This is a genomic window from Ferrovibrio sp. GW821-FHT12B10 (genome assembly GCF_058807515.1).
Window position 1 is genome coordinate 1667977 of record NZ_JBXAQT010000001.1, and the last position, 14991, is coordinate 1682967.

Sequence of the window (14991 nt, forward strand, 5' to 3'; positions counted from 1 at the left end):
GACCCTCACCCCAACAGCGGCTCGATCTCCGGGTCGCCCTTCTGCATCGCGCGCTGGTATCCTGGGCGCGCGCCCACGCGCTGCAGGTAGGCCAGGATGTTGGGGTACTCCGAGAGATCATAGGGCTGGAACAGCCGCATGGTGGTGAGCGAGAACACCGTCATGATATCGGCGGCCGTGAACTGCTCGCCAGCCAGCCAGGGCACGTCTTTCAGACGCGCATCGATGATCGAGAGCACCAGCGCGAAACGCTGCGCGCCCATCACCGCCGTCGGGTGATCGGCCGGCGCATCGAGCCGGCGCATCACCATCATGCGCATGGCGCCGAGCTGCAGGGTGCCGTTGGCGAAATGGAACCAGTGCAGATAATCGGCATAATTCGGCTGGCCCGGGCGGATGCTGAGCCGGCCCTCGCCATAGGTGTTGATGATATACTCGACGCAGGCACCAGACTCGCCCAGCACCAGATCGCCGTCATAAATGACCGGTGCCGTGCCCATCGGTGACAGCGCCTTGTAGTCCGCCGGCCCGAGATTGTTGGCCATGCGCTGGTAGCGCTTGAGCTCGTAGGCAATGCCGAGCTCCTCGCAGAGCCAGACGATGCGTTCGGACTGCGAGCGGACGAGGTGATGCACGGTGAGCATGATGGGTCCCTGATGCAAACGTGGGTTTGGGGTCCGAAGAAGATAATTCCGGTGCCCGCCAGGCACAGGGCGGCGCCGATCACATCCCGGAGAGGCATATCCCGGCAGGCGACGGCCACCATCATGCACTATCACGCCCCTGCATCAAACACACCCGCGTATTCAACTCATGCCCTCCGCAAGGCGCATCGCGTGGATTATCTTGTCGCCATCATCCCGCAATGCTGAGATGCGATACGCATCCTGCGCATCGTGATGAGGGAGACAGGCATGGACCCGTATACAACCGCCGCGCTGAACGGCTCGCTGGTATCGCCAAGCTGGCTCGGACAGAACTACAGCGGCGGCGGCTATTTCACCCTGACGAACCAATTGCCGGTGCCACTCTATCTCTATGGCGTCACCACGGCGGGCGAGCAGGTGCTGTGTCTGAATTTCGCGCCAGGCACCAACACCAAAACGCCGATCCTGTTCAGTCCCGGCGTGCCCACGGTATTCAACATGATCACCAACGCCTTCTTCATCGCCCGCACCGCCTTTTCCGGCGCCTTCGTCTGCCTGCTCTATACGACCACCAACGGCGCTTCGACCACCGACCTGGCGCCGCCGTTCACCCTCAATGCCAACAACCTGCTGCCGCCAAACCAGATCGGCATGTTCCCGGTGCCATGGCCTGACATGCCACTGCCCACCGACTCGCCGCGCGTGCTGGTCGGCGTCGGCACCACCTCGACCACGCCACCCAATGTGATCGTGCGTGAACAGTTCTGGCAGCGCGCCAGCGATTCCTACACGATGGCGCCGCAGACCAAGCGCACGGTCTCGACCACGCTGGTCTCTGGCATGCAGGATACCTCGTCGCATGAAGAGTCCGTGTCGAAGAGCATCGGCCTCAGCAGCTCGTTCGGCTGGGGGCCGATCTCGGCCAGCCTGTCGGCCAACCTGAGCGCCAGCTCCAGCAGTTTCCAGCAGATTTCGGTATCGTCGGAATCGACCCAGTATGAATCGCTGGAGCTGCACAACACGACCGACGTCACGCAGTATTTCCTGCGCTGGCAGTTGGTCGATATTCTCACCGTCTACCAGACACTGAACATCGCATCCTCGACCGACGCGCCCGACCCTATCTGGCCGACGCCGGTCAACGGCCCCGGCGGCATGACGCCGCTGACCACGGTTTCGATGGCGCAGAGCCCGGTGCTGATCAGCGATGCCTACGATCCCGGCAACCTGCCGCCGGCGCCGAGCCAGCCGCCGAAGCCGACCGCGAATATCAACATCCCCGCCGACGACGATGCCAGCGCCCTGATCGGACGCCGCGCCTACAGGCTGGCCCAGATGCCGCCGCCTGCGCAGGGCGACCGGCGCAAAGCGGCACCGGTCAAGACAGCGCCAGTCAAGACAGCGCCGACCAAAAAGCGGCGGGCGGTGAAGACGGCGGGCAAGGCGCGGCGGCGCTGAGCACCCTCACTCATACAACGGCACGACATCGACGCCGATCGGGGTGCTGCTGCCAGCGACATAGCGTTGCGACAGCATGCTCCACTTCCCCTCGGCGCGCAGGAAGATGATGTTGGCGCGCTGGTTGTTGATGTCGATGGCGCCGTAGACCTTGGTCGGGCGGCCGTTATCGCCGGCGAAGGTGGCTGGCGTGGCCTGCAGGATATTCTGCAGCTTGTCGCCGGGCGACATGCCGCCCGGTGTCCGGGTGAGGCCATCGGGCTGGATGTGGATGATCTTGACGTCCTGCAAATTCTCCGCCCCGCCCGAGGGCCGGTAGCAGATCGAACAGCCCGAGAGCTGCCGCGAAATCGCGATGGTCACTTCGCCGCCAGTCGGCAGGGTCAGGCCGTCCAGCGCATCAAGCTGGCCGCGCACCGCCGGATAAAGCGTTGTCGGCAGCACATAGGCGCGGAGCGGCACATAGACGAAGGCGCGCGGCACGTTGTCGAGCTGCGAGTCCAGCATGGAGCTGACAGTCGGATAGGCGCGCGCCAGGCCCGGCCCTTCCGTCACCACGATATTAGTCTCGCCCATCACCGCGTCCGATTCCAACTGGGCGACAAAGAACTGCCGGCCGATGAAAGCGGCAAAGCCCCTGATGTTGGGCCTTGCATCCTGCAGGAACATGTACAGGTCCTGACCTGCCGGCATCGCAACCATCCTCTCCGGCCCACCATCCTACGGCGGACGAGATCATGGTTGCGCAGAACAGGCGGCGCGGCGAGCCAAAAAAGCCGACCGCATACAGGAGTGTTACGGCCGGCCTATATCCAGGGCGTCGTCCCGGCGCAACTTATGTCTTTGGCGGCTCCGCCGCCCGGGTTATGTCTTTGGCGGCTCCGCCGCCCCGGCTTATATCTTTGGCGGCTCCGCCGCCCCAGGTCCCAGGCTGCGCTGCATCAGTACGGTGTCGCGCCAGCCGTCATGCTTGAAGCCGACAGTCTCGAACACGCCGACCATGCGGAACCCGCAGGCGCTGTGCAGGCCGATCGAACCGGCATTGGCGCTGTTGCCGATGATGGCGATCATCTGGCGGAAGCCGGCGGCCTCGCAGCGCGCGATCACAGTGTTTAGAAGTCGCTTGCCGATGCCGCGACCCTGCATGCCTTCGGCCATGTAGACAGAGTCTTCCACCGTGAAGCGATAGGCGCGGCGCGGGCGATACTGCGTGGCATAGGCATAGCCGAGCACGCGGCCCGCGTCATCGCTGGCGACGATATACGGCAGGCCGTGGCCCAGCACGGTATCGCGGCGCTTGCGCATCTCCTCCAGCGTGGGCGGCTCCTCCTCGAAACTGGCCAGGCCATGCAGCACATGATGGGCATAGATGCGCTGCACCTGCGTCATGTCGGCGATGGTGGCATCGCGCAGAAGGATCGTCGGGGCCATGGCGGGGGACTGGGCGGTCATGGAATCCAGGGCGTGATGGCATAGCCCGGGCCGGGATGTGGCCGGGTCAGGTTGAGGTCGCGCAGCTGCCAGTCGTCGAGCCGTTCCGGCAGGCCGGCATCGCGCCCGGCAAGCCACGCCAGCAGCGGTGCGAGCCAGTCGAAGCCGGAACGGGATGGCAGGGGAACGGAAAGCAGCAGCGTCATGCGGGCAGGATGCGGCAAATCCGTCCATAAATTAAATTTTGCCTTTTTATGCGATCCATGAGTAAAACTAAGGAATGCGCGGCTTTAATCTCGACCACCTGCAGACCTTCGCCGATGTGGTGCGGCTGGGCAGCTTCTCGGCTGCCGCCGCCCGCCTCAACCTGACGCAGCCGGCGATCAGCCTGCAGGTGCGGCAGCTGGAACAGAAGCTGGGCGTGCGGCTGGTCGAGCGCGTCGGCCGCCGGGCGACCGCGACGGCGGCGGGCCGCGAGCTGCTCAGCCATGCCGGCCATATCGATGCCGCAGTGAATGCCGCGCTAGAGAATGTGGCGCAGCTCAGCAAAAGCGTCAGCGGCCGGGTGCGCATCGGCATCGGCGCCACCGCCTGCATCCATATCCTGCCGCCGGTGTTAAGCGACCTGCGCCGGCGCTTCCCCGATCTGGAGCTGGTGGTGAATACCGGCAACGCGCCCGACATCCTGCGCAGCATCGAAGACAACAGCCTCGATCTCGGCCTGGTGACGCTGCCACCGCGTAAATCGGATGGCAGCGCGCGCAGTCTCAGCCGCAGCCTGGACGTGACGGCGCTGCTGGATGACGACTTCGTCGCCATCGGCCCAAGTCAGAAGAAGGCTGGGGCGCATGATCTGCCGCTGACGGTGACGCCCGCTTCCTTAAGCGCGCTGCCGCTGGTGATCCCCGAGCCTGGCGGCCATACCCGCAGCCTGATCGAAGGCTGGTTCGCATCGGGGGACGCGATACTGAAGCCGGTGATGGAGCTCGACAGCGTCGAGGCGATCAAGCAGCTCGTCGCCGCCGGCCTGGGCTGCTCGGTACTGCCGGGCATGGCGCTCAGCGCGCCGGAAAGCCGGCGCAACCTGGTGGTGCGGGTGCTGAAGCCGAAACTGACCCGGCAGCTGGCGCTGGCGCTGCGCCGCGACAAGCCGCTGAGCCGGGGCCTGCGCGAGACAGTCGCCGCCCTGCAGCGCATGGCGAAAGACAGAAAGAAAAAAGCATGAGCAAGAAACCCGTGGTCGCTGCCGCAACCCGCCTGCGCGTCGTGCTGTCGCCCGGCGTGTTCCTCGGCCCCGGCAAGGGCGACCTGCTCGACGGCATCGCCGCGACCGGATCGATCTCGGCCGCCGGCCGGCGCATGGGCATGAGCTACAAGCGTGCCTGGCAACTGGTCGAGACCTTGAACGGCTATTTCAAGACACCGCTGGTGACGGCGGCGACCGGCGGCAAGGCCGGCGGCGGCGCCCAGCTCACCAAGCTGGGGCAGGAGGTGCTGGCACGCTACCGGAAGATGGAAGTCGCCACCGCGAAAGCCTGCGCCGCCGATATCAAGGCCTTGCAGAAGCAGCGGGCCGTAAGAAAGTAACACCTGGATGCTCGGGCCAAGCCCGGCCATCCACGTCTTTCCCCGCGATTGCGCTGCGCTCCGTTTCCCCGTTATAGTCCTGTGGACATAACGGAGACCGCCATGCGCCGCCTGTCCGCTCTCGCTCTCGTCGCCACCCTCGCCCTCTCGCCCGTGGTGGCAAAGGCGCAGGACCTGCTGGTCTTCGCCGCCGCCTCGCTGAAGACCGCGCTGGACGAGATCAACGCCGGCTTCAAAGGTACGGGCGTGAAGACCTCCTATGCCGCCTCCTCGGCGCTGTCCAAACAGGTCGAGGCCGGCGCGCCGGCCGATATCTTCCTCTCGGCCGATCTCGACTGGATGGATTACCTCGAGCAGAAAAAGCTGGTGAAGCCCGGCACGCGCAGCAGCCTGCTGGGCAACCGCATCGTGCTGGTCGCGCCCGCTGACAGCAAAGCGATTGTGAAGATCGCGCAGCACTTCGATCTTTCGGCTGTGCTCGGCAAGGACGGCAAGCTGGCCATGGCCGATGTGAGCGCCGTGCCGGCCGGCAAATACGGCAAGGCGGCGCTGGAAGCGCTGAATGTCTGGCCGTCGGTCCAGTCGCGCGTCGCGCAGGCCGATAACGTGCGCGCGGCACTCATGCTGGTGGCGCGCGGCGAAGCGCCGGCCGGCATCGTCTATGCCACCGATGCCGCCGCCGAAAAGGGCGTGAAGGTGCTGGACGCCTTCCCCGCCAACACGCATCCGCCGATCGTCTATCCGGCGGCCGCGCTGGCGGACTCCAAGAACCCGCAGGCGGCAGCCTATCTGGCCTACCTGCGCAGCCCGGCGGCGCAAGCCGTATTCGAGAAGGCCGGCTTCACCGTGCTGCCCCTGCAGGCGGCCACCAACTGACGTGCTGACCCTCACCCCCGAAGAACTCACGGCCATCGGACTCAGCCTGAAGGTGGCCTTCCTCGCCACCCTGGGCAGCCTGCCCTTCGGTGTTCTGATTGCATGGCTATTGGCGCGCAAAAGCTTTCCCGGCAAGGCGCTGCTGGATGCCGCCGTGCACCTGCCGCTGATCCTGCCGCCGGTCGTCACCGGCTATCTGCTGCTGCTGCTGTTCGGCCGGCGCGGTGTCTTCGGCGCTTTCCTCGCTGACGTGTTCGGCATCGTGCTGGCGTTTCGCTGGACCGGCGCGGCGCTGGCCTGCGCAGTGATGGGCTTTCCGCTGCTGGTGCGCGCCATCCGCCTCTCGATGGAAGCGGTCGATCCGAAACTCGAGGCCGCCGCCAGCACTTTAGGCGCACCAGCCTGGCTGGTTTTCCTCACCGTCACGCTGCCATTGAGCCTGCCGGGCATCCTCGCCGGCATCGTGCTGAGCTTCGCGCGCGCGTTTGGGGAATTCGGCGCGACCATCACCTTTGTCTCCAACATCCCGGGCGAGACGCAGACACTGCCCACGGCCATCTACACCTTCACCCAGGTGCCGGGCGGCGATGCGCAGGCCATGCGGCTGACCGTGATCTCGATCCTGATCGCGGCCGTGGCGCTGATCGCGTCCGAACTGCTCAGCCGCCGCATGGCGAAGCGTGTGCTGCAATGAGCCTCAGCGTCGACATCCGCCATGCCCAGGGCGATTTCACGCTGCAGGCGCAGTTTGAATGCGACCATGGCCTGACCGCGCTGTTCGGCCGCTCGGGCGCCGGCAAGACCACGCTGGTCAACCTGATCGCCGGGCTGCAGAAGCCCAGCCAGGGCGGCCGCATCAGCATCAATGGCCGCGTGCTGGTCGATACCGCGACCGGCATCTTCCTGGCGCCGCACCAGCGCCGCATCGGCTATGTCTTCCAGGAAGGCCGGCTGTTTCCGCATCTGACCGTGCGGCAGAACCTGCTCTACGGCCGTTGGCTGGCGCGGCGCGACGATTCCATCGGCATGGACCACATCATCGACCTGCTGGGCATTTCCGCTTTGCTGCCGCGCCGGCCAGGCACGTTGTCGGGCGGCGAGAAGCAGCGCGTCGCCATCGGCCGCGCCCTGCTGTCGCGGCCCGACATATTGCTGATGGACGAGCCGCTGGCCGCGCTGGATGCCGCGCGCAAGGACGAGATCCTGCCCTATCTCGAACGCCTGCGCGACGAACTTAAGTTGCCCATCGTCTATGTCAGCCATGCGATCCCGGAAGTCACGCGACTGGCCGACACCGTCGTGCTGCTGTCCGATGGCCGCGTGCGTGCCGTGGGCAGCATGATGGACCTGAGCAGCCGGCTCGACCTTTTCCCGCTCACCGGCCGTTACGAGGCCGGCGCGGTGCTGGAGGCGCGCGTGCTGCGCCATGAGGAAGCCTATGACCTCACCCTGCTGCAGGCGCGCGCCGGGGCGCTGCATGTGCCGCGCAACGACCGGGCCGTGGGCGAGGCCGTGCGGCTGCGCATCCGCGCCCGCGACGTGACGCTGGCCCTGACGCGCCCGGCCGATACCAGTGCGCTGAACATCCTCGCCGGCACCGTCAGCGAAGTGCAGGCCGGCGGCGGCCCGCAGGTGGAGGTGAAGCTCGACTGCGGCGGCGACATCCTGCTGGCGCGCGTGACCCGGCTGTCGGCCGAGCGGCTGGGCCTGAAGCCGGGGCTGGCCGTGCATGCCATGATCAAGACTGTGGCATTGGATGGACCGGCGCGCAGAGAGCGCTGAGCGGGAACGCTGATCCGGGAGCGTTGAGGCGGAAGGCTCCACCTGCCTATACTCGCTGAAAATCCGGAGCTTCCGTCCATGTCCGCCCGCATCGATCCCGGCCTTGAAGGCTGGGTCGGACCTTTTGCCCAGGCCCTGATAGACCAGACCGCGTTTCATCGCTGGGCTGGGCTGGAATTGCTGAGCCTGGCGCCCGGCCGGGCCGAGGTCGGCTTCACTGCCCAGGGCGATATGCTGGTTTTCGGCAAATATGTGCATGGCGGCGTGCTGAACGGCCTGCTGGAACCCCCGGCGCTGCTCGCCATGCTCGGCGATATGCGCGAAGATGAGACGGCCATGACCGTCGACGTGCATCTGCAGCATATCCGTTCCGTGCAGAGCGGCGAACGCGTGATCATGACCGGCGTTTTGCTGAAGCGCGGCCGCACCGTCGCCTTCTGCGAAGTGACGGCGACAGTCGACGACCAGCTCTGCACCACCGCACGCATTACAAAAACGATTCAAAGCAAAACGAGTTGAAGCCGTGACCGAGATCAAAACCGCCGAAAAGGGCCGCATCCTCTGCGTGCTGGGCCCGACCAATACCGGCAAGACGCATCTGGCCGTCGAGCGCCTGCTCAGCCATCGCACCGGAATCATCGGCCTGCCGCTGCGGCTGCTTGCCCGCGAAATCTACGACCGCGCCGTGAAGATCAAGGGCGACCGCCATGTCGCACTGGTCACCGGCGAGGAAAAGATCATCCCGCGCGGCGCCACCTGGTTCGTCTGCACCGTCGAAGCGATGCCGATGGACCGCACATACGATTTCCTCGCGGTCGACGAGATCCAGCTCTGCCAGGATGCCGATCGCGGCCATATCTTCACCGAACGCCTGCTGCATGCGCGCGGCAGCGAAGAAACGATGTTCTTAGGGTCCGACACCATGCGCGGCCTGATCCGCCGCCTGGTGCCCCATGCGGAATTCGTGGCACGGCCGCGCCTGTCGCAACTCACCTATGCCGGCGCCAAGAAGCTGTCGCGCCTGCCCAAGCGCTCCGCCATCGTCGCCTTCTCGGCCGCCGACGTCTATGCCATCGCCGAACAGGTGAAGCGCCAGCGTGGCGGCGCCGCCGTCGTTCTGGGCGCGCTGTCGCCCCGGGCGCGGAACGCGCAGGTCGAGCTGTTCCAGAACCGCGATGTCGACGTGATGGTGGCGACCGATGCCATCGGCATGGGCCTCAATCTCGATATCGAGCACATGGCCTTTGCCGAACTGACCAAGTTCGACGGCATCGGCATGCGGCCGCTGACCCCGGCCGAGATCGGCCAGATCGCCGGCCGCGCCGGCCGTCATCTGCGCAACGGCACCTTTGGCACCACGGCGAATTGCGCGCCGCTGGAGCCCGACCTGATCGAGCGCATCGAGAACCATCGCTTTGAAGCCGTGACAAGTGCGCGCTGGCGCAATCCGGAGCTGGATTTCCGCAGCATCGACGCGCTGGCCCGCAGCCTGGACGTGGCCCCGCCGCGCGAGGGCCTGACGCGCGGCCGCGATGCCGATGATCTGCTGAGCCTGCAGGCGCTGCGCGCCGATGCCGCTGTGATCGAGCGCGCCAACGCCAAAGAACGCGTCGAGCTGCTGTGGCAGGTCTGCGCCATTCCCGATTTCACCAAGGACCTGTCGGACCGCCATGCCACGCTGCTGACGCAGCTTTACGTGCATCTGGTCGATGGCAAGGGCAAGCTGCCGGCCGACTGGGTCGCCGGACAGTTGCGCAACATCGACCGCACCGAGGGCGATATCGACACCCTGTCGCAACGGCTTGCTCATATCAGAACATGGACAACCGTGACCCATCGCGCCGGCTGGATGGACAATGCGCAGGACTGGCAGGCCAAGACGCGCGCCATCGAGGACCGGCTGTCGGATGCGCTGCATGAGCGCCTGACAGAACGTTTCGTCGACCGCCGCACCAGCGTGCTGACGCGTGGCCTGCAGGAAGACATCTCGCTGCTGGACGTCAAGCTGGGTGAGGATGATGCGCTGACCGTAGATGGCGAGAATATCGGCCATCTGCGCGGCCTGCGCTTCCGCCCCGTCGGCCATGACAGCGTGGAGCAGCGGCACATCCTGCGCTCGGCCGCGCTGCGGGTTTTGGGCCCTGCCTTGCAGGATCGCGCCCAGGCCATGCTGGGCCTCGAGGACGGCAGCTTCGCACTGTCGCCCGAGGGCGGCATCATGCTGGTCTCGGCCGAGAAGGAAAGCGTGACACTTGCCACGCTGACCAAGGGCGCCGAGATGCTGGAGCCCAAGCTCAATCTTATCGCCGATGACCAGCTCTCGCCCGAGATGCGTCGTGCGGTGGAAGAAAAGCTGCACGGCTGGCTGCAGCGCCATCTGCGCCTGCATCTGGGTGACCTGTATCGCCTGCGCGACGCCGACCTGAAAGGCTCGGCGCGCGGCATCGCCTTCCAGCTCGCCATGGACCTTGGCGCGCTGAAACGCGACGACATATCGGACATGGTGCGCAACATGGGGCAGGCCGAGCGGCACCCGCTCCGGAAAATGGGGGTGAGCTTCGGCGAGACCCATATCCTGGTGCCCAAGCTGCTGAAGCCCAAGCCGACGCAACTGAAAACGCTGCTCTGGGCTGTTTATAACGGCAAGGAGCCGGAAGCGCCGCCGACACCGGGCCTGACCTCGCTGCCGGTGCTGGAATGGCGCGACGACCGCTGGTGGCTGGCAGCCGGTTTCCTGCGCGCCGGCAAGCAGGCCTTCCGCCTGGATGTCGTGCAGCGCATCGGCGAAGGCGCGCGCCAGGCCGAACAGGCCGCGCGCCAGCAGAGCAAGCTGGACAAGAAAGGCGGCGCACCGAAGCCGGAGGCCGCGCCAGCCGTCGAGATTTCAGAGGCGGTGGAAGTGGCGGATGTGCCGGCTGAACAGCTCGGTGAGCATATCGAGCAGCCGGTGGAGATCGTGGCCGAGGCCCCGGCGCCTGTCATCCATGACGACGCCGCGAAGCCGGATGCCGGCAAGCGGAAGAAGCCCCTGGGGCCGTTCGGCAGCTTCCAGGCCGATACCGCCTGGATGAACCTGGCCGGCTGCGGCGCCGACGAGCTGCAGCGCCTGCTCTGGGCGCTGGGTTACAAGTCGCTCAGTGCACGGGATCCCGAGACGAAGGCCGACGTGACGCTGTATTTGCGCTCGCACAAAGCGATTGTCGAAAAGCGCAAGCGCGAGACCGAAAAGCGCCGCGAGGACGAGGCGAAGATGGCCGACAGTCCGTTTGCAGCGCTGATGCAGCTGAAGCAGCAGCAAAAGCCCACGCAAGGCAGCGGTGGCGGCGGTCGGCGTTAGACTGTCGGGTAATCCTGCCGGCGCGGCGGCCGTAACAGCGACGATGATTCACATCAAAGCTTGAGCTGGGCGCGCTTTTCGCACTGGCCGAGACCGCGCAGCATCATGCCGATGGCGGCATCGAGCTCGCTCATGGCGACCGCATCGACCACCCATTCGCGCTGCTGCTCGATCAGGTCGGCCTGCACGGCCTGCAGCTCGAGAATGAGCAGGGCGGCGAATTCCAGACGTTCGGAAATCGGCATGCTGTCCAGCGGGCAGCGATGGCCCATGGAGAAGGGCCCAAGCACGTCGCGCACATGCGCGCCAATGCCGCGTGATTCACTGATGCGCTGGGCATCCGAGGGCAGCATGGGCGCGATGCCATGCAGGTTGGCCTGGGCGGCGGTGAGGCAGAGCAGGCCGTGATAGGCGTTTTCGATGGCCGCGACCCAGTCTTCCAGAACACCACCGCCGGCACCCATCGCGGGGCTCAGCATGGCGGCGCCAAGGAAGTTGACGCCGTCGCGCAGATTCTTGCGGGACAATTCGGTGAAGGACGGCGACATGCGGCACACTCCTGTTTGCCGGTTGATCTGCACCTGAGGCCCTTGCCTGGGGAGGCTTGCCCGGGAGGAAACCGGCGAGATCAATCTGCCATCGGTTTACGCCCGGCACGCAGTTACTTTTCAGATATGAATACGACACCGCGCGCGATGATACAGACCCGCAGAAAGGCCACGGAAACGGGCCTTACATGCCTTACAAAAACCGAAAGTGATGGCATTTCCGTGGGATGGATTTGGTCGTATGCGTTCCGGACCGTCCGGGCGGGTTGCGGTGGACCGGATGGCGGACTATTTTCGCCGCCACGCGTCTCCGTAGCTCAGCTGGATAGAGCGGCTGCGTCCTAAGCAGCGGGTCGGGAGTTCGAATCTCTCCGGGGACGCCAATTTCCCGAAAATCTTTGCTATACGCGCCGAACCTGGCTGAACAGCCGAGGCGTCGAGCGGATGGCACGCTCGATGCGGGCACGCAGGTCCTTCGCGTTCGTAGGTTTTACCAGATAGCCGGAGACCGTCAGCCGCTGTGCTTCCTTGACCGTATCGACGCTCTTGTCGCCGGTGATCATGAGGACGGGCGTGTCCTCGATATGCTTCACGTTCACCTGTCGCAGCCCTTCAAGGAATTTCAGGCCGCCCATCTCTCAATGCTGTTTCCTGTGACCGTCGTGTCGAGGCTGTTGCTGATCAACCGGCTGGCTATACCCGCGCTCCACATCATAGCGTGCCACCTGCACCTTAGTTAGCACCGCCTTTGTCTCCATATGCGCTAGGATATGTGCGGCTCTCAGCTCGCCGTTCAGGCGGCCAATATCGGAAAGCTGCTTAACGACATCCGCCTGATCGGCCTTGCCGGAGGCAAAAGCACGGTCGAGCTGGGCCTCGGCCGTGATGACCTGATGGCCCAAGGCTATGGCCCTTGCGCTCATGTCCTGTTCGATGGCGGTCAGCCGGGTACGCTGCGCCGCCGTCAGGTTCAGCGAATCAGCCATCTGCAGGGCATGCATCGGCCCGGGGTAGCTGTTCAGCTCGGCGGGCAGCGATAGGCCCATGCCACGGCCTTCTTTGAGCTGGGTGATCTGCTCCTCCGACAAAGCTTTGATGGGGCGTGCAACCATGGTGGCGTAACTGCTGCCATGCTGGTGCTGCGCCTGTGCGCCACCCGCCCACCAAGCCAAAGCAATCAATGCTCCAATAAGTGCTTTCATGATTTCCTCCTCATTTCTTCTCGGCCGACTGGATGTAGAAGATGTCATTTTCCTTGGAGATAGTGGCTGCAACCTTGTCTCCGACCTGCAGGGCATCCAGCAGCGATGCATCCTTGACCTGAAACACCATGCTCATGGCTGGCATGTCCAGCTCACCATCAATCGGGCCGTGGCGCAGCGTCACCTTACCCGCCTCTTTATCGACTTTCCGCACTTCGCCTTCGGTCTTGCCGGTCTGCGCGGAGCAGGCCGCAGAAATGAACAGGGCTGCTGCGAATGCAAATGCACTGAACTTCATGGTTGAACTCCTCACCGCGACACCTGGATATCGCCCTTCATGCCCTTCTCGAAATGGCCGGGGATCAGGCAGGCGAAATCGACACGACCGGTCTTGGTGAATTTCCAAATCAGTTCACCGCTCTGGCTGGGGTTGACAGTGATCGCGTTTGGTTCGTCATGGACCATCGTCGGATGCTTGCGCATCACCTCGGCATGCTCCTGCAGGGCCTTGATCTCGCCCAGCATGAATTCATGCGGCTCGATGCCGTCGTTCTTGACGACGAACTTGATGGTTTCTCCGCGCTTGACCGAAATTTTCTCCGGATGAAAGCGCATCGTGTCACTCATCTTCACTTCAACAGTCCGGTTGACGGCGTTCGCCTTGCCGGGCTCGCCGACCGGTGAATGGTCTTCCGAGCCATGCGCCATCGCGGCGACCGGAACGGCCGTGGCCGCAGCAGCGGCAATCGCAAAAGCGGCTTTGAGATAAATCGAGGTCATTGGTGGAATCCTTTAGTGATTGTGAGCGGGCTTGGACGGCTGAAGAGCCGCATTCGGGGTTCCGTTAAGTTTGTAGGCCACCGTTCCGGCCGGATGCTTGTACCAACCCGGATCACGGTAATCGCCGCGGGCCAGGCCCTCTCGGACCTTCACCACGGTGAACATGCCGCCCATCTCGATGGGGCCGAACGGTCCGCGCCCGCTCATCATCGGCAGCGTATTGTCCGGCAAGGGCATTTCCATCTCGCCCATATCGGCCATGCCGCGCTCGCCCATGGTCATATAATCTGGAATCAGCGAGATCAGCCGATTGGTCATGCCACGATGGTCGACGCCGATCATGGTCGGCACGTCATGACCCATGGCATTCATGGTGTGATGCGACTTGTGGCAATGGAACGCCCAATCGCCCGGTGCATTGGCATCGAACTCGAAGGCCCGCATCGCGCCGACTGGGGCATCGATGGTCACTTCCGGCCAGCGGGCCGAGGGCTGCACCCAGCCGCCATCCGTGCAAGTCACCGCGAAATCATGGCCATGCAGATGGATCGGATGGTTTGTCATGGTGAGATTGCCGAAGCGGATGCGCACCCGGTCGCCCAGCCGCACCGGCAGCGTGTCGATGCCGGGAAACACCCGGCTGTTCCATGTCCACAGATTGAAATTCGTCATCTCCGCCACCTGGGGCGTCGCCGCACCGGGATCGATGGCATAGGCGCTCATCAGGAAGGCGAAATCGCGATCGACGCGGTGCTGGTTCGGATCGCGCGGATGGACGATGAAAAGGCCCATCATGCCCATGGCCATCTGCACCATCTCATCGGCATGCGGGTGATACATGAAGGTGCCGGATTTCCGAAGTTGGAATTCGTAGACGTAGGTCTCGCCGGGCTTGATCTGCGGCTGACTGAGGCCGCCGACGCCGTCCATACCGCTGGGCAGCAGCATCCCATGCCAGTGGATCGTGGTGTGCTCCGGCAGACGATTGGTCACGAACAGACGGACGTAATCGCCTTCCACGGCCTCGATGGTCGGGCCCGGGCTGCTGCCGTTGTAGCCCCAGAGGTTGGCCTTCATGCCTGGCGCGAGTTCCCGCACCACCGGCTCGGCGACCAGATGGAATTCCTTCCATTGTCCGTTCATGCGCCATGGCGTCGACCATCCGTTCAGGGTGACGACCGGGTTGAACGGCCGTCCGGTGCTGGGCGGTGGTGGCGGTGCCATCTTCGGGCCGGGCGACATGGCCGGGTCCGGCAAGGCGGCGAGCGCCGAACGGCCCACGGCGGCAGCGGCAACGCCCGTCACGGCGGCGATCAGGTTGCGTCGGGTAAACATGGCGGTCT

General features: G+C 64.8%; 18 protein-coding genes and 1 tRNA gene. 9 read left to right on the plus strand and 10 right to left on the minus strand.

Annotated elements, in window-relative coordinates:
• Window positions 1-5: 5 nt before the first annotated feature.
• Window positions 6-644: a glutathione S-transferase family protein gene (locus AC1RRT_RS08400; RefSeq protein ID WP_493013333.1), complete on the minus strand. Its 639-nt coding sequence runs from the start codon at window positions 642-644 to the stop codon at window positions 6-8.
• A gap of 270 nt (window positions 645-914) precedes the next feature.
• Here AC1RRT_RS08400 and AC1RRT_RS08405 point away from each other — a divergent pair, with 270 nt between their 5' ends.
• Window positions 915-2105, plus strand: a complete 1191-nt coding sequence (locus AC1RRT_RS08405) for a hypothetical protein (RefSeq protein WP_493013334.1) — start codon at window positions 915-917, stop codon at window positions 2103-2105.
• 6 nt (window positions 2106-2111) lie between these two features.
• Here AC1RRT_RS08405 and AC1RRT_RS08410 read toward each other — a convergent pair whose 3' ends face one another.
• From AC1RRT_RS08410 to AC1RRT_RS08420, 3 genes are all read right to left on the minus strand, one after another.
• Window positions 2112-2798, minus strand: a complete 687-nt coding sequence (locus AC1RRT_RS08410; RefSeq protein WP_493013335.1) for a hypothetical protein — start codon at window positions 2796-2798, stop codon at window positions 2112-2114.
• Between the two features lie 201 nt (window positions 2799-2999).
• Window positions 3000-3557: a GNAT family N-acetyltransferase gene (locus tag AC1RRT_RS08415; RefSeq protein ID WP_493013336.1), complete on the minus strand. Its 558-nt coding sequence runs from the start codon at window positions 3555-3557 to the stop codon at window positions 3000-3002.
• A complete protein-coding gene (locus tag AC1RRT_RS08420) occupies window positions 3554-3742 on the minus strand; it encodes a hypothetical protein (RefSeq protein ID WP_493013337.1) in 189 nt (62 codons plus the stop codon). Before AC1RRT_RS08420 ends, AC1RRT_RS08415 begins: the two co-directional genes overlap by 4 nt.
• Window positions 3743-3816: 74 nt before the next feature.
• Here AC1RRT_RS08420 and AC1RRT_RS08425 point away from each other — a divergent pair, with 74 nt between their 5' ends.
• The 7 genes from AC1RRT_RS08425 (at window position 3817) to AC1RRT_RS08455 (ending at window position 11118) form a co-directional block, all read left to right on the plus strand.
• Window positions 3817-4761, plus strand: a complete 945-nt coding sequence (locus tag AC1RRT_RS08425) for a LysR family transcriptional regulator (RefSeq protein WP_493013338.1) — start codon at window positions 3817-3819, stop codon at window positions 4759-4761.
• On the plus strand, window positions 4758-5123 hold the full coding sequence (locus AC1RRT_RS08430; protein ID WP_493013339.1) for a winged helix-turn-helix domain-containing protein: 366 nt from the start codon (window positions 4758-4760) through the stop codon (window positions 5121-5123). Before AC1RRT_RS08425 ends, AC1RRT_RS08430 begins: the two co-directional genes overlap by 4 nt.
• A 102-nt stretch (window positions 5124-5225) precedes the next feature.
• Window positions 5226-5999: a molybdate ABC transporter substrate-binding protein gene (gene modA / locus AC1RRT_RS08435; RefSeq protein WP_493013340.1), complete on the plus strand. Its 774-nt coding sequence runs from the start codon at window positions 5226-5228 to the stop codon at window positions 5997-5999.
• A 1-nt stretch (window position 6000) separates the two neighbouring features.
• The gene (gene modB, locus AC1RRT_RS08440) at window positions 6001-6693 is read left to right on the plus strand and encodes a molybdate ABC transporter permease subunit (protein WP_493013341.1); all 693 of its coding nucleotides are present in this window, start codon (window positions 6001-6003) and stop codon (window positions 6691-6693) included.
• The gene (modC, locus tag AC1RRT_RS08445) at window positions 6690-7781 is read left to right on the plus strand and encodes a molybdenum ABC transporter ATP-binding protein (RefSeq protein WP_493013342.1); all 1092 of its coding nucleotides are present in this window, start codon (window positions 6690-6692) and stop codon (window positions 7779-7781) included. The genes modB and modC overlap by 4 nt, the downstream gene beginning before the upstream one ends.
• A gap of 78 nt (window positions 7782-7859) precedes the next feature.
• Window positions 7860-8300, plus strand: coding sequence for a PaaI family thioesterase (locus AC1RRT_RS08450; protein ID WP_493013343.1), 441 nt, complete (start codon window positions 7860-7862; stop codon window positions 8298-8300).
• A 4-nt stretch (window positions 8301-8304) separates the two neighbouring features.
• On the plus strand, window positions 8305-11118 hold the full coding sequence (locus AC1RRT_RS08455; RefSeq protein WP_493013344.1) for a helicase-related protein: 2814 nt from the start codon (window positions 8305-8307) through the stop codon (window positions 11116-11118).
• A 53-nt stretch (window positions 11119-11171) separates the two neighbouring features.
• Here AC1RRT_RS08455 and AC1RRT_RS08460 read toward each other — a convergent pair whose 3' ends face one another.
• Window positions 11172-11666 (minus strand): hypothetical protein, encoded by a 495-nt coding sequence (locus tag AC1RRT_RS08460; RefSeq protein WP_493013345.1) that lies wholly within the window; start codon window positions 11664-11666, stop codon window positions 11172-11174.
• Window positions 11667-11972: 306 nt separating this feature from the next.
• Here AC1RRT_RS08460 and AC1RRT_RS08465 point away from each other — a divergent pair.
• Window positions 11973-12049, plus strand: a tRNA-Arg gene (locus AC1RRT_RS08465).
• Window positions 12050-12067: 18 nt separating this feature from the next.
• Here the strand turns inward: AC1RRT_RS08465 and AC1RRT_RS08470 are convergent.
• From AC1RRT_RS08470 to AC1RRT_RS08490, 5 genes are read right to left on the minus strand one after another with little or no spacing between them, the layout of a single operon-like run.
• A complete protein-coding gene (locus AC1RRT_RS08470; RefSeq protein WP_493013346.1) occupies window positions 12068-12301 on the minus strand; it encodes a response regulator in 234 nt (77 codons plus the stop codon).
• 3 nt (window positions 12302-12304) lie between these two features.
• On the minus strand, window positions 12305-12868 hold the full coding sequence (locus tag AC1RRT_RS08475; RefSeq protein WP_493013347.1) for a Spy/CpxP family protein refolding chaperone: 564 nt from the start codon (window positions 12866-12868) through the stop codon (window positions 12305-12307).
• A 10-nt stretch (window positions 12869-12878) separates the two neighbouring features.
• Window positions 12879-13166: a copper-binding protein gene (locus tag AC1RRT_RS08480; RefSeq protein WP_493013348.1), complete on the minus strand. Its 288-nt coding sequence runs from the start codon at window positions 13164-13166 to the stop codon at window positions 12879-12881.
• A gap of 11 nt (window positions 13167-13177) precedes the next feature.
• The gene (locus AC1RRT_RS08485) at window positions 13178-13648 is read right to left on the minus strand and encodes a cupredoxin domain-containing protein (RefSeq protein WP_493013349.1); all 471 of its coding nucleotides are present in this window, start codon (window positions 13646-13648) and stop codon (window positions 13178-13180) included.
• Window positions 13649-13660: 12 nt separating this feature from the next.
• Complete coding sequence (locus AC1RRT_RS08490) at window positions 13661-14983, minus strand: multicopper oxidase family protein (RefSeq protein ID WP_493013350.1); 1323 nt, start codon at window positions 14981-14983, stop codon at window positions 13661-13663.
• Window positions 14984-14991: the final 8 nt, after the last annotated feature.

Excerpts from the sequence above, each read along its gene's own strand:
- AC1RRT_RS08400 (WP_493013333.1), bottom strand. The coding sequence starts at position 644 with ATGCTCACCGTGCATCACCTCGTCCGCTCGCAGTCCGAACGCATCGTC.
- AC1RRT_RS08405 (WP_493013334.1), top strand. The coding sequence starts at position 915 with ATGGACCCGTATACAACCGCCGCGCTGAACGGCTCGCTGGTATCGCCA.
- AC1RRT_RS08410 (WP_493013335.1), bottom strand. The coding sequence starts at position 2,798 with ATGCCGGCAGGTCAGGACCTGTACATGTTCCTGCAGGATGCAAGGCCC.
- AC1RRT_RS08415 (WP_493013336.1), bottom strand. The coding sequence starts at position 3,557 with ATGACCGCCCAGTCCCCCGCCATGGCCCCGACGATCCTTCTGCGCGAT.
- AC1RRT_RS08420 (WP_493013337.1), bottom strand. The coding sequence starts at position 3,742 with ATGACGCTGCTGCTTTCCGTTCCCCTGCCATCCCGTTCCGGCTTCGAC.
- AC1RRT_RS08425 (WP_493013338.1), top strand. The coding sequence starts at position 3,817 with ATGCGCGGCTTTAATCTCGACCACCTGCAGACCTTCGCCGATGTGGTG.
- AC1RRT_RS08430 (WP_493013339.1), top strand. The coding sequence starts at position 4,758 with ATGAGCAAGAAACCCGTGGTCGCTGCCGCAACCCGCCTGCGCGTCGTG.
- modA (WP_493013340.1), top strand. The coding sequence starts at position 5,226 with ATGCGCCGCCTGTCCGCTCTCGCTCTCGTCGCCACCCTCGCCCTCTCG.
- modC (WP_493013342.1), top strand. The coding sequence starts at position 6,690 with ATGAGCCTCAGCGTCGACATCCGCCATGCCCAGGGCGATTTCACGCTG.
- AC1RRT_RS08450 (WP_493013343.1), top strand. The coding sequence starts at position 7,860 with ATGTCCGCCCGCATCGATCCCGGCCTTGAAGGCTGGGTCGGACCTTTT.
- AC1RRT_RS08460 (WP_493013345.1), bottom strand. The coding sequence starts at position 11,666 with ATGTCGCCGTCCTTCACCGAATTGTCCCGCAAGAATCTGCGCGACGGC.
- AC1RRT_RS08470 (WP_493013346.1), bottom strand. The coding sequence starts at position 12,301 with ATGGGCGGCCTGAAATTCCTTGAAGGGCTGCGACAGGTGAACGTGAAG.
- AC1RRT_RS08475 (WP_493013347.1), bottom strand. The coding sequence starts at position 12,868 with ATGAAAGCACTTATTGGAGCATTGATTGCTTTGGCTTGGTGGGCGGGT.
- AC1RRT_RS08480 (WP_493013348.1), bottom strand. The coding sequence starts at position 13,166 with ATGAAGTTCAGTGCATTTGCATTCGCAGCAGCCCTGTTCATTTCTGCG.
- AC1RRT_RS08485 (WP_493013349.1), bottom strand. The coding sequence starts at position 13,648 with ATGACCTCGATTTATCTCAAAGCCGCTTTTGCGATTGCCGCTGCTGCG.
- AC1RRT_RS08490 (WP_493013350.1), bottom strand. The coding sequence starts at position 14,983 with ATGTTTACCCGACGCAACCTGATCGCCGCCGTGACGGGCGTTGCCGCT.